This is a genomic window from Clostridium sp. MCC353 (genome assembly GCF_018785315.1).
GTDB lineage: Bacteria > Bacillota > Clostridia > Lachnospirales > Lachnospiraceae > CHH4-2.
On record NZ_WQPN01000109.1, the window covers coordinates 91,491 to 104,764 of the forward strand.

Annotated in this window: 14 protein-coding genes; 6 read left to right on the top strand and 8 right to left on the bottom strand. The window is 46.1% G+C overall.

Annotation, left to right across the window (positions count from 1 at the left end; all coding sequences use genetic code 11):
- Positions 1-119: 119 nt before the first annotated feature.
- Positions 120-968: a YitT family protein gene (locus GPL15_RS18690; RefSeq protein ID WP_215700216.1), complete on the top strand. Its 849-nt coding sequence runs from the start codon at positions 120-122 to the stop codon at positions 966-968.
- Here the strand turns inward: GPL15_RS18690 and GPL15_RS18695 are convergent.
- On the bottom strand, positions 965-1,909 hold the full coding sequence (locus GPL15_RS18695; protein ID WP_215700217.1) for an AraC family transcriptional regulator: 945 nt from the start codon (positions 1,907-1,909) through the stop codon (positions 965-967). The genes GPL15_RS18690 and GPL15_RS18695 overlap by 4 nt on opposite strands.
- Positions 1,910-2,259: 350 nt before the next feature.
- On the opposite strand from GPL15_RS18695, the gene GPL15_RS18700 reads away from it, so the two are divergent.
- The 3 genes from GPL15_RS18700 to GPL15_RS18710 are packed head-to-tail and all read left to right on the top strand — an operon-like array spanning position 2,260 to position 5,673.
- The gene (locus GPL15_RS18700) at positions 2,260-3,555 is read left to right on the top strand and encodes an SLC13 family permease (protein ID WP_215700218.1); all 1,296 of its coding nucleotides are present in this window, start codon (positions 2,260-2,262) and stop codon (positions 3,553-3,555) included.
- Positions 3,556-3,577: 22 nt separating this feature from the next.
- Entirely contained in the window at positions 3,578-4,474 is an 897-nt protein-coding gene (locus GPL15_RS18705; RefSeq protein ID WP_215700219.1) for an alpha/beta hydrolase, read from the top strand.
- 50 nt (positions 4,475-4,524) lie between these two features.
- Positions 4,525-5,673, top strand: a complete 1,149-nt coding sequence (locus tag GPL15_RS18710) for a mandelate racemase/muconate lactonizing enzyme family protein (protein WP_215700220.1) — start codon at positions 4,525-4,527, stop codon at positions 5,671-5,673.
- A gap of 172 nt (positions 5,674-5,845) precedes the next feature.
- Here GPL15_RS18710 and GPL15_RS18715 read toward each other — a convergent pair whose 3' ends face one another.
- The 4 genes from GPL15_RS18715 to GPL15_RS18730 form a co-directional block, all read right to left on the bottom strand.
- Complete coding sequence (locus GPL15_RS18715; protein WP_215700221.1) at positions 5,846-6,124, bottom strand: DUF4160 domain-containing protein; 279 nt, start codon at positions 6,122-6,124, stop codon at positions 5,846-5,848.
- Entirely contained in the window at positions 6,117-6,386 is a 270-nt protein-coding gene (locus tag GPL15_RS18720) for a hypothetical protein (protein ID WP_215700222.1), read from the bottom strand. Before GPL15_RS18720 ends, GPL15_RS18715 begins: the two co-directional genes overlap by 8 nt.
- A 204-nt stretch (positions 6,387-6,590) precedes the next feature.
- Complete coding sequence (locus GPL15_RS18725; RefSeq protein ID WP_215700223.1) at positions 6,591-7,757, bottom strand: tripartite tricarboxylate transporter substrate binding protein; 1,167 nt, start codon at positions 7,755-7,757, stop codon at positions 6,591-6,593.
- 39 nt (positions 7,758-7,796) lie between these two features.
- Positions 7,797-8,942: an amidohydrolase family protein gene (locus GPL15_RS18730; protein ID WP_215700224.1), complete on the bottom strand. Its 1,146-nt coding sequence runs from the start codon at positions 8,940-8,942 to the stop codon at positions 7,797-7,799.
- Positions 8,943-9,090: 148 nt separating this feature from the next.
- On the opposite strand from GPL15_RS18730, the gene GPL15_RS18735 reads away from it, so the two are divergent.
- Positions 9,091-9,996: a LysR family transcriptional regulator gene (locus tag GPL15_RS18735; RefSeq protein WP_215700225.1), complete on the top strand. Its 906-nt coding sequence runs from the start codon at positions 9,091-9,093 to the stop codon at positions 9,994-9,996.
- Positions 9,997-10,065: 69 nt separating this feature from the next.
- A complete protein-coding gene (locus tag GPL15_RS18740) occupies positions 10,066-10,656 on the top strand; it encodes a nitroreductase family protein (RefSeq protein ID WP_215700226.1) in 591 nt (196 codons plus the stop codon).
- A 15-nt stretch (positions 10,657-10,671) separates the two neighbouring features.
- Here the strand turns inward: GPL15_RS18740 and GPL15_RS18745 are convergent, their stop codons facing one another.
- The 3 genes from GPL15_RS18745 to GPL15_RS18755 all read right to left on the bottom strand — a co-directional run bounded on the left by GPL15_RS18745 (position 10,672) and on the right by GPL15_RS18755 (position 13,274).
- The gene (locus GPL15_RS18745; protein ID WP_215700227.1) at positions 10,672-10,875 is read right to left on the bottom strand and encodes a helix-turn-helix transcriptional regulator; all 204 of its coding nucleotides are present in this window, start codon (positions 10,873-10,875) and stop codon (positions 10,672-10,674) included.
- 12 nt (positions 10,876-10,887) lie between these two features.
- A complete protein-coding gene (locus tag GPL15_RS18750; RefSeq protein ID WP_215700228.1) occupies positions 10,888-11,244 on the bottom strand; it encodes a DUF3796 domain-containing protein in 357 nt (118 codons plus the stop codon).
- 533 nt (positions 11,245-11,777) lie between these two features.
- Positions 11,778-13,274 carry a sulfatase-like hydrolase/transferase gene (locus GPL15_RS18755; protein WP_215700229.1) on the bottom strand — a complete coding sequence of 499 codons (1,497 nt, stop codon included), beginning with the start codon at positions 13,272-13,274 and terminating at the stop codon, positions 11,778-11,780.

Genomic DNA, 13,274 nt, shown 5'->3' on the forward strand with positions numbered 1-13,274 from the left:
GTAACTTCCTCAACCAAATCCCAAATTGCAGTTCCCCCCATCCTATGGTACAATACCAGACGGGCCTTCCCAGAAGGCTGAATCCTATTAACTTTAAAATAATCACGCGGAGGCGCATCATGAAGAAATGGGAAACCGTTAAAGAGTTTATTATCATTACATTTGCAACAATTATCGTGGCCGCAGCGGTATTTTTCTTCTTAATCCCAAGCCACGTATCGGTCGGGAGTATTTCCGGTCTGGCCATCGTTTTGGGCAACTTCATTCCTTTGAAAATATCAGCAATCACCTTTGTGCTGAACGCGTTTCTGCTGATTTTAGGTTTTCTATTTATTGGCAGGGAGTTCGGCGCAAAAACTGTCTATACTTCATTTCTGCTCCCGGTGGTATTGGCGGCTTTTGAAATGATTTTTCCGGACAACCAGTCCATTACAAATGACGCATTTTTGGATGTGCTCTGCTATATTTTTGTGGTCAGCATTGGGCTGGCGCTGTTGTTTAACCGGAATGCTTCTTCCGGCGGCCTGGATATTGTGGCAAAGTTCCTGAACAAATTCCTGCGGATGGATTTGGGTAAAGCCATGTCCCTGTCCGGTATGTGTGTGGCCCTGTCTTCGGCCCTGGTTTATGATAAAAAAACAGTTGTGCTCAGTGTGCTGGGAACTTATCTAAATGGTATTGTGCTGGATCATTTTATCTTCGGTTTCAACATCAAGAAACGTGTCTGCATTATCTCGGAACACGAGGAAGAGATCAGGAATTTCATCCTGCACAGCCTCCATAGCGGCGCAACCATCTATGAAGCGATCGGCGCATACGATGGGAAACCGAGAAAAGAGATCATTACTATCGTTGATAAACATGAATATGCAACGCTGATGACCTATGTATTAAAAACGGATAAAAATGCATTTATAACGGTTTATACGGTTAATGAGATTATCTACAGGCCAAAGCGGATCAACTAAGTTGACGGCCGGTCGTCCAGCCATAAATATTTTGCCAGTTTCGTCTGAAGGATCTGGTTTTCCGTATCGCAATACCGCCTCTGCATCACTCCCACCCTCAGCGGCACATCGGCAGCCAGCAGGCGGTATTCAGAAGGGAACATGTGAAATACATCCCGGAAGCGGTAGTTAAACGACTTCAAATCCGGGAACCCGTTATCAATCGCGATTTCGGTCAGGTTTTTATTGGTATCATCCAGATCACCCAGCGCCTTCATGAAACGGACCCGGGTCAAATATTCATAAAAATTCATTCCTACATTCAGTTTAAAAAATGTGGAAACATACGTTTTGTTGTATTTTGAAATACGGGCCAGGTCTTCCAGGGTAATCTTCTGGGAATAATGCCTGTCTATATATTTTATGATATTTCGTATGCTCTTCTGCCGGAATTTGTCTTTCGGCTGAATGATGGGCACTTCCGACGGGGAAAAGAAACAGTAAAGCGTAGACAGGATCAATTCCATGGACGCCTTAGCCGTCAGCCTGGAATATGCATGTTTATGCATAGAAGCTTCTAGTATCTGGGCAATGAAATACCTGATCCTGCAAAAACCGGGCTGATATCTGGTTTCTTCATTGGAAATACAATGAAATTGATAGCGGCTTCCCGGCGTCACATGTTTCTGCAGTACCGCAGCCGAAAAACGCAGGACAACGGAAATGGTGTTGGGTTCCAACGTAAAGGAACCGTGCCCGTCCCCGCAATTGATCACAATAACATCATCCGCCTCCAATGTATAAATATTCCCCTCGCAGCAGAATTCCGCCTTTCCCCTTAAAATAATATCAATCTCATATTCCGCCTCATGCCAGTGAAAACTGTACCGGGCCAGCTCATGGGCATAGACTGTCAATTCAAGTTCCTCTCCGGGCCAGCTAAGTTCATAATCAGCCTTCATAAAAATCCTCCCTGCATAACGAAAATACAATGTTTTATTCAGTATAACATATCCAAAGATTCTCCACGTGTAAAATATTCAGGTATTATTTTAATGGCATTTCATAACTTTTCTTTGTATGTTCTGATCTTTTTAGGTATGCCGATATTCTTTTTATGAGCGGGCATTCATTATATTTGGAATTGAGGCGGCAGATTTTTTAAAAATATATACTATTTTAATAATTTTCTCTGGGATTACGGGCAGAAATTGTTAAAATTACCAACGACAGACCTATAAAAATCCTGTATTCTTACCTTACTAATTCGCATGGCCGGCCAAATAATGCGAACATATACGAGGAGGATTCGATGAATTTACAACTTACTGTATGTATTGTCATTTTTGCGTTAACACTGATCGCTTATATTGTAAATAAGGTTCCTATGTGGGTTACAGCAATGACATCTATGGTTCTGCTGGTTTTAACCGGCTGTCTGCAGCCTGCTACCGCGCTCAGCGGCTTTTCCAATGCCAATACCATCTTAATGGCTGGCATGTTTATGGTGGCGGCCGGGCTCCGCAATACTTCATTTGTACATAATTTATGTGATTTCATAATGAAAATCACCAGGGGGTCATTTTTAAAAGCTTATTTTGGATACATTATCATAACTGTTATTTTAACCAACTTTATATCCAGCCCGATGGTGGTGTTCGCAATTGTAGCTCCGCTGGTATCCGCGCTTTGCGATGAGAGCGATGTGAGCCCGTCCCAGGTAATGTTCCCCCTTGCGGTTGTGGCAATCGGATGCTGCATGACATTTCCGACGGACGCGGCCATCACACAGGCCAGCCAGAACAACGCCTTTCTGGCCACTTATGAAATGAGCCAGTACGTGATCAACCCCACTGACTTTTTCTTCGCAAAATGGCCTATGCTGATTCTGATTCCGGCCTGGGCAATCTTTATGGCCCCTAAGTTCATGCCCAAAACGCCAACCCTTCCGATTAACCGTTCAGGCAAAAAAATGAATGGCGGCAAGAAAACCGAGCTGTCAAGTTTCTCTGATAAAGCCGGAATCTTCATCTTCTTTGCCACAATCATTGCATTGTTCTTCTCCGCTGATCTGGGAGTTGCCAGTTGGACGGTAGCCTGTATAGGCGGAATTCTGATGGTACTCTGCGGCGTGTTATCATCGAAAGAAGCCATAGGCTCCATGCCATTGGATATGATATTATTATTTGTAGGAGCGCTGGGGCTGGGAAGCGCGCTCAGCGAAACCGGAGCAGGCGATGTGATCGGCCAGTGGCTGAGTATCATTGTGGGCGGAACCAAAAATGGTTATGTGATCGGCGCATTGTTCTTTATCGTTCCATTTATTGTCACTCAGTTTATGCTGAACAGAGCTGTGATCCAGGTATTTACGCCGATCTGCATTCTGGCATGCAAAGCCCTGGGCGCGAACCCGGTTGGGCCTATGATTCTCGTGAGCGTGGGATGCCTCACAGCATTTCTTACTCCTATGGCAACGCCTGCAATCCCCATGGCTATGGCGGAAGGCGGCTATGATTTGAAGGATCTGATCAAGGGCGGATGGCTGGTCACAATTATATTGACTGTAGTTTATGTCTTTTATGTTATGACCGTTTTCCCAGCATTTTAGCAAAATGAAAATGGAGGGAGTTATGACAAGGGAAGAATTAATTGAAATGGCCCAGGCCGCCAGACAACGAGGCGCATTCCGGGCTGTCCCACAAGAAAAATTGGACGCGCTGCCCATAAAGCAGGCAGAAAAATACATACCGGTTTCTGAAAATGAAGTCCATATATTCGAATTCAAACCGGAAATACATCCGGAAGAAAAACTGCCGATGATCCTCAATTTTCACGGCGGCGGCTTCATCAAAGGCCGGGCCGACCGGGACCAAGTCTACTGCAGCCACATGGCGGACCGCACAGGCGCTCTGGTATGGGACGTGGATTACGTGTTAGCCCCTGAAAATCCATTTCCAGCGGCAGTGAATGAGTGTTATGATATTATTGCATATGCTTTTTCCCAGGCAGAACGGTTAAACGTGGATGCCGGCAGGATCGTCTTAGCAGGCCACAGCGCAGGCAGCAATCTGATCGCTGCCGCCTGCATCAAAAATGCGGAAAGCCGTGCATTTCAACCGGCCGCTATGATTCTCGATTATATACCTGCCAATCAAATGATCAGCCCATTCTGCAAACTGACGCCGGACGACTACGGCGATGAGAGGAAAATGGCCCGGGCCGGAATGGAAAAATTATACCTGGACTTTTATATGAAGCCGGAAGAAGCCGTTTCCCCGCTGGCATCGCCGATTCTGGCTTCTGAAGAAGTTTTGGGCACATTTCCCGACTGCCTGGTCATAACTGCCGGGGAAGATTCCCTGAGAGAAGAGGGAGAGGCCTTTGCCGCCAAACTGGCCGCATCGGGAGTAAATGTCACCGCCCGCCGGTTCAGAAATTCCATGCATGGGTTTACGATTAATCGAAATGGAGAGTGGGAAGAGGCGTTAAAGCTGCACGAAAGATTTATTCACAGCCATATTGAGTAAAAGAACAGGAAAGATTTTGCCCGATTAACATCTTATATTTGGAGGTAACAATGAAAATCACAGATATCAAACTAATTTATGCAAAACACTATCTGTTTGTACATGTGTACACAGATGAGGGAATTGTCGGACTTGGGGAAGCCGGAAACTGGGGCTATTTAAACGCCACAGCGGCCGCCATTGAAAAGTTCAGCAGCTATTTAATAGGAAAAGACCCGTTTAAAATCGAGGATATCAACCAAAATTTCCTGCGCTCCGTTTATTTCCGGGGCTCCGTTATCATGAGCGCCATTTCCGCAATCGATATCGCATTATGGGATATCAAAGGCAAAAAATTAGGAGTTCCGGTTTATGAACTCCTGGGCGGAAAAACCAGGGACAAAGTGCGGGTTTATGCATCCGTTATGTCTAAAACCGAATCTCTCGAAGAACTGGCTCAGGGATATGTAAACCTGAAAAACCAAGGCTTCACTGCCGCTAAAATATTTGTCAACGGACCAATTCAATCTAAAAATGAGGGACGGGACGAGTTTTTCAGCAGCCGCATAAGTGACGAACTGGAAAAAGTGCGGGTCTGCCGGGAAGCGGTTGGAAATGACTTCGACTTCATATTAGAAGCTCACAGGGGAATGACCGTACCGGAAGCAGTAACCTTTGGCCGTGCAGTGGAGCAGTACCGCCCCATGGTTTTAGAAGATCCTATCGGGCCGGATAATATCGATTCCATGGCGGAAGTGGCGTCTAAAATCTCCGTTCCCATCGCCACAGGAGAACGCTACATAAACTTAAAAGAATTTGAAATGCTGCTCTGCCGCCGTGGGGCCCAGTATATCCGCCCCGATGTATGCGCAGTGGGCGGAATCTCCGTCAGCAAGAAAATCTGCGCGGTCGCAGAGGCCCATGATGTCCTGGTGATTCCCCACAATCCGCTGGGACCTGTTTCAACCGCAGCATGTCTCCAGCTCTGCGCCAGCATTCCGAACCTGGGCATCCAGGAACTGCCTGATTTCTGCTTAAATGGCAAGGAAGACAAGATGGTAAAACAGCCGTTTACCTATAAAGACGGCTGCATGATGATCCCCGACGCGCCGGGAATCGGAATTGAACTGGCGGAAGATGCCGAAATTCTGTATCCGGCCAATGAGCGGGGGAGCAATGCGGCGAAGAGGGCGTTTGATGGGGCGGTTAAAGACTGGTAATTATAAAATTAACCCTTCTCATCTCCTTTCCACAAAAAATCCCAGGTCAACGATAGCCGTCAGCCTGGGATTTCCTTGCTATGTTCTCCTGGTCCCCACATTGGCCCTCTTCTCACCAAACCTCTGTAGTGTCTGTTGAACCAGTTCATAGGATGTTTCCTAATAACCTTTATCAGCAATAAAACTTTATCTCATCCGCAACAAAGAATTTTTTCCATTCAGCACAAATTAAAAAGAACTGAGCAGAAACAAACTCCATTAACTCATTCAGCTCTTTCTGAGGAATATGACTTCCATTATTAGCAACAATACAGCCTCCCGATTTAGTCAACCATAGTTTTGTCCCATTAGGGCTTGGCTTGCCTTTTGCTATGTGTACATGGATTGGTTCGCCATTTTCATTCGACCAGAAATAAACCTTATAGCCGCTTACTGTAAATAAATTAGGCAATCTGTATTCCTCCGTTTATAGCATATTTATACAGCAAATGTGCATTACTTCTTAAAAGCTGTTCAAACATTGCTATTTCCTCGTCTGAATATCCCTCTCTCAATATCCATTTATAATCCGGCAATTCACATCTGGCTGAATCAAATCCATCTTCTGTAGGCCTTTCAAAATGCACAATTACTTTCTGCTTTCCATCTTCTTCAATCACCTGAGAATGCACAATCTCAGTTTCATCCGACAGGGTCATATAAGGATACATCATAGCTGTCCACCTCCTGATTACTCTTTTATTAATTATAAGATATTCCGCCCCTCAAATCAAGGAAGCTTCTAAAAAAACTGCCAATCATCCTTTTCCCCGTCACTTGTGGTACGGTTCCTCGTATCGTTCCTATCGGAGAGAGTTATTACTATTAATGTTATTCCCTTCACACTTTATATAAAGTTAAAAACGATTCTTATCCCCTTAATTCAAAGAATCCCCCAATTCCTTAAACTGTTTATAAAGTTTCGCCTCATTCTCCGCCGCCTCTTTGGCCGGCATATACTTAGGCACCTGTCCCAGGTTGTTCAGTGCCTTGAGACAGTCTTCATTTTCCAGAATCTTCTGGGTCGCCGCTTCATACGCCGCAATCACTTCATCCGGTGTCTCCTTGGGGAAATAGAAGGAGAAATCCTGGGGTGCAAATTCCACATCAATCCCCTGTTCTTTAAATGTCTTTATATCCGGAAGCACTTCGCTGGGCTCCGGTCCCGGAAAGCCTAAGCAGGTGAAAAGGCCGGATTCCAGGTAATCTTTGGCTACTCCATAAGAAGACGGACTTAACACGATCTGCTCACTCAACAACGCCGCCATTTTCTCTGTTGTAGATCCCACATCCACAAAATCCAGGTCAATTCCCGCCGCCTGTTCAAATGCCAGCAGTTCATAATACGTATAAGCGCCTACTTCAGTACATGCCTGTAATTTTCCCGGGTTAGCTTTTGCATCGGCTATAAATGATTCTAAATCCGGGTAGGTGTTGGTATTCGTGTAAAGCTGCTGAGCCGGTTCTTCGGAAAAATTGGGGCCAAGTTTAAAAGCTTCATAATTATAGTCCGTTACGCCTGCCACATTTGCCACATTGACCAGATTATGGCCATATAATACGGTGCAGCCGTCCGGATCGGACTGCAAGACCTGGTTTGCGGCTACAGAACCTGTGGCCCCGGCGCTGTTTACCACCACAACGTCCCAGCCGCAGACTTCTTTTGCATACTGGGCCCAGATTCTTGCCGACAGGTCTACCGTGCCGCCTGCGGATGCCGGGAGAACCAGGGAAATTACAGTCCTGGGTTTCCAGTCGGATACCGGGGTGTCAGAAGAAGATTTACTGCCTGAATCTGCTGCGGCCTCTGCCCCTCCGGCTGTGGATTTCGACTGCACTGTTCTGTCCTGCCCTGCTGGATTGCCTTGATCCGCTGTTTTTCCCTGACCTGCTGAATCAGATGACGGGGCGGTAGTTTCCAATGTCTTTGACTTAACCGTTTCTGCTTTCGCACCTTCCGTTTTTGCGCCGGAAGCAGATCCCCCGCATGCCGCCATGCTGACCGCTAACCCCATTACAAGTACCGATAATACTGTTTTTCTCATTTTACTCTCTCCTTTTACATTTGTGATCCATATCATCCATCACCGCACAGCCAGCGTATCACTGGAACAATACAATAACTTTCCATCAATCACGGTGGCTATAGGCTTTAAGATCCGTTCCCCCATCACTTTATCGTTATATTTGTCCGTGAACTCTATCTTCTGGTTTTCCAGGCTGAGAACCGTTATATCCGCGCAGGTTCCAACTTTTAAAGCGCCCATATCTCCTGAAGTTCCGTATAATTCTGCTGCATTTACAGTCACGCCTTTCAGCACGTCGTCAAATTCCATGCCCAGAGCCATTAATTTGGACATGGTCATTAACAGGCTGAAATCCAACGGGCTGTTCCAGTTTTCGATGTTCAGATCCGTGCTGACTGTATCGGGTAAAAATCCCATTTTGACCGCCTTTTCGGCAAGCCGGATGGAAAAATTCCCTTTTCCCTGGGAAACATCGAAGATAACCCCCCGTTTTCTGGCATTTTTAACTTCTTCCTCCACCTCATCGCCGTTAAAGATTGTAAATCCCTCCTTATGGTACATATGGCACATTACATCGCCTTTTCTGAGATAAGAAGCAACGGTTCCCATGGGGACAGGCGGGTCTGTGGGGTGGATAAATATCCGGGTGTGCAGATGTTCAGCCAGACGGACCACCTCTTCTAAGGGGCGCATTCCCAGCTCATGCACCACGTTTTTGCTGATCCTCAGCTTAATGCCCACAATCCGGTCCCCGAACTCTTCAAATGCCCGTTCAAATAAATCCAGGTTCCATACGCCGGGGTCCACATTTTCGCTGTACTGTTTGGTCATGATCTGGCCTCCCGCGCTGGCATGAAGCATGATTTTCGTTTTCATTTCACAGGTGTCCGTGTAGCGGAGCAGTGAGCGGTAATTGGAGACGCCGGAACTGCCCGCATCGATTGTGGCCGTCACGCCCATGGGGATACAGGCCAGATCCGCCGGCATTCCGATATAGTTGCCGAGCCAGTTGATATGGGTGTGGACGTCGATCAACCCCGGAACCACATAAAATCCTTTGGCGTTCACTTCTTTTTCCGGCTCCATGTTCAAATCGGGGCCCATGGCGATGATCTTCCCCCTGTGAACGGCGATATCGCCGATAAAATCCGTCTTCTGCCCTGGATCGTAAATGCGGCCGTTTTTAATCATTAAATCTATCATATTTATTTCCACCACTCCTTTTTAAGCGACATTTTCGGTTTATCCGCTTGCATTTCTGTTAAAACAAATTATAATGAAAGCAATAGTGTTTGTAAAGTTTTATAAATAATCAAAAATAGTGCAAAAAACATTACACTAAGGAGGGTTAATGAACTTAAAACAGCTAACCTATATCACCACAATCGCGGAGACACAGAACATTTCAAAGGCTGCCGATCTGCTCTTTATATCCAGGCCGGCTCTGAACCATTATCTGACAAGCCTGGAACGGGAACTGGGGTTTTTGCTGTTTAAAAGGATCAGAAAAAAACTGATTCCCACAGAGGCTGGAGCTGTTTATATCCGGTCTGCCAGGGAGATTCTTGAGATTAAAAAGCAGACTTATAAGGTTCTGGACGAGTTGTCCAACTGTGAGACAGGCTGTTTAAATCTGGGCATCACCCGGGTGATCGGCGCAGCCATGTTTAACCGGATATTTCCTGTATTTCATGAAAAATATCCACATTTCACGGTGAATCTGGTGGAAGGGAATGTAAATAAACTGGAAGAGTACGTGTTGGAAGGAAAAATCGACTTCGCCGTCGTCGGGCAGTGCTCCATACACTCCCAGTTGGAGCATATTTCCTTTGCGCCCTGCGAAGTTGTCATCGCCCTGCCCCTCAACCATCCTTTGGCCCATCTGGCAGCTCCTGCGAACCAGCCCTATGCGTCACTGGACTTAAAATCACTGAAAAATGACGCCTTTATCCTCATGTCCAAGGATACTAAACTGCGTTCCATCGCTGAATCCCATTTCATTAAGGCCGGTTTCCTGCCTAAAATTATGCTGGAAACCAGCCTCAGCTCCACGGCTTATGAGATGGTGCAACAGGGCGTGGGGCCGTCCATTTTGATGGAAACATCTATTAAGGATAAGCGGAGCGCCGCCTGCTTTTCGCTGGAACCTAAGGAGTACTGGAGCCAGAGCATTGCGTTCAGAAAAGGTATGATTTTTACCAAGGCGGAGAGTTATTTTATTGAGCTGGCTAAGGAGTATTTTGAAGCTTTAATTTAGGGGTTGACAGCAGAATATACCAGAACGAATTTTTTAAATTTAATAAATCATTACAGAGGAGGATTTCACATGATCAAAGCAATCGAAGACAGACGAAGCATCCGTAAATATAAAACTGATAAAGTTCCTCAAGCCATCATCGAGGAGATTTTAAAAGCAGGAATTTTAGCCCCGTCGTCCAAAAACAGACAGCCCTGGAAATTTACAGTGGTAACAGGCGATTCCAAGGATGAGATGATTTCTGTCATGGAAATAGGGCTGGAAAGAGAAGAAAGAGAGCCGCTGCTGCCCGGCAGTTCCAAGCATCTGATGGGCGCGGAGCACACGTTAGCAATTATGAATCAGGCTCCTGTGATCATTTTCATTACAAATCCGCTGGGACTGGACATGAACCTCACCCTGTCCGCCGAAGACCGGATTTATGAAATATGCAATGCCCAGTCAGTGGGGGCTGCCATTGAAAATATGACTTTAACAGCAGCTGAGGCAGGGTTGGGAAGCTTGTGGATCTGCGACACTTATTTTGCTTATAAAGAATTATGTGACTGGCTGGGCACAGGAGGGGAATTGTTTGCCGCCCTGGCTATAGGATATGCCGATGAAGCGCCTTCCCCCAGGCCCAGGAAAGATATGGTTGATGTTGTGGAGTGGAGAGATTGAACTTTCTAACATGAGCTAATCCTCAAATATAAAAAGTTCCTCTATCGACGCTCTAACCGCTTTAGAGATATCAATGGCCAGTTTCAGGGACGGATTATACCTTCCGGCCTCTAAACGTATGATCGTCTCCCTCCGCACATGGACGGTTTCCGCCAGTTTCTCCTGGGAAAGCCCGGCAAGCTGGCGGTATTTTTTCAGATTACATTGAAAAGACGGCATTTTCAATCCCTCCTAATGCTTTTCATAATATGCAAATAATACGGCATAAACAATAAGGGTCAGGGACCATCCCAATGCGGAAACCGCAACAACAAACTCCTTTGTAAAGAAAGACATCGATGATCCCCAGCCAATTATAAACAGAGCGGTCATAGGAATCATGGCCGTTTTCAACTTGGCTTTGTTGGAATTATCAATATATCTTTCATCGGGCGTATCTTCCAGCAGTTTTCCGAGGACAAAATAACTGAAAAATGAGAAGAAACTGAAAAAGAACAAGCAGCTTACATCCCGGTTAATAAAGTACAGAAAACCCAGAAAGCCAAAGAAACCAAATGCGCCGCAATACTTTAAGTTTTTCTTTTTCATATATACCTCCTATAGTGATATAATTGTCACTTTATGTTATAAATATATCACTATACAGATCAAACGTCAAGGCATTAAACCTCACGAATATCATATCCCTCCAGCATAATATCAATTGTTCTAAGCAAAGTTTTCTGGCTATAGTGTTTTCGTGCTATATAAAACAGCATCTCCGTATTTAAGCAAAATTCTTTTGCCGTATTTTTTATGACTTCCTCTGGCCTTGCTGCGTCCACAGGCGCTTCATCCATGCTGCTTATTGCATCAAGAAGCTGAAGATATCGATAATTTGTATTATTTACAACTGCGGGGGCTTGTGAATTTCAATCAGAATATCTGTCGGGATTCTCTTTTTTGTAAAGGTTTGTAGCAATCGATCTCTGCTTTTTTGCTGCTGGATACATAATAGGATTATCAATAATTTTTTCGTAAATAATTAAAACCAGCAACAGGTCTATTGTTTGTCGCTGGTTTTAACATATTTGGCACACTTTTTCTCTTTCTGCAAAAACTTCATTCTAAAAAGCGGCAGTTTAATAATCATTAATCCGATTCATCGAATAATCCATATTCTTCATAACCGCATCATCAAAATTCTTCTTAATCAGCTCCGCCTTCAGCCCCGCATACTCCGGCGCATCCCAGAGATTTTCAAACTCATGCGGGTCTTTCTCCAGATCATACAGCTCCCCGAATTCCTTATTATGATAATTCACAATCTTATATCTTCCGTCAAACCTCATGGTCGCGAAGATGTCCTCGTGTGTCCCCTTCAGGCAGTAATAGAATTCCGAATACACCGCATCCTTATGGTAATCCGGCGACGCCTTTCCGGTGAGAATGGGCGCCAGGCTCTTTCCCTGCATGTAGAACGGAACTTCATATCCGGCCAGTTCCATCAAAGTCGGGGCCAGGTCAACCAGTTCCACAAGAGCATTGCATTTCAATCCCTTGGGGAATCTGGACGGGCAGGACATGATTAACGGGATATGGGTCAGCGCCTCGTAAAAATAAGCCCCTTTCCAGTATAAACCGTGATCCCCGTTCATCTCCCCGTGGTCGCTCATGAAGATCACAAGGGTATTGTCCTTTTCCCCGGTGGATTCCAGATAGTCCATCAGCCGTCCGAACTGGTCGTCCACCAGCTCGATTTCCGCATAATAATCCCGGAAACGTTCCCGTTTGTCCTCGTCGCTCAACTCAGGAAATGGCTCCGCCTGCCCGTCCTGGCCGCCCTGATAGAAATCCTTCTGCTGGTGGGGCGGCTTGTTGTCCAGTTCCCCTTCCTTCCAGAGAGGCAGGGGCATATCCTCGATTCTCAGCCGGTCCTTGTACTCCTGAGGCGGGTCTAAAGGCGGATGGGGATCGTAAGGATTCAGGCTGATCAGCCACGGTTTTCCCTTCCCTCTGTTCTGTTCAATGAATTCGATGGCCTTTTCCACACACCAGGTGGTCTGATGGTATTCAGCCGGGACACCCACGGTCTTGCCCGTAAAATTCGGGTTGGGAGTGGGCGGCCAGGTGGCCATGCTGGTGTATTTTCCGCCGTAGATTTCCTCCCATTTCTGGCCCTTTTCTTTCAGCCAGTTCTGGTAGTCATTTTCCCCGTTTGGCCAGTCATTGTTGGGGTGCTCGCTCCACTGCATATAGGTGTAGCCGTCGTCTGTCCTGTTTTCCATCCTGCCCTGGGCGGATGTCAGGTGCAGCTTTCCCGACAGGCCGCAGGTATAGCCCCTGTCGGCCAGCAGTTTTGTCACCAATTTCTCGTCCTTGGAATAGGTGTCATTTCCATTGAAAAATGCCTTTGTAGTCCTGGGATACCGCCCGGTCAGAAAACAGGAGCGGCTGGGCGTGCAGATCGGCGCCTGCGTATAGGCCCTGGTGAATGCCACCCCTTCTTCCACCAGTTTATCGATGTTCGGCGTCTTTATGTATGGGTTTCCCAGACTGTGAATCGTGTCCCATCTCTGCTGGTCCGTACAGAACCAGATAATATTCAATGGTTTTTCAGCCGTTTCATTCCTTCCCAT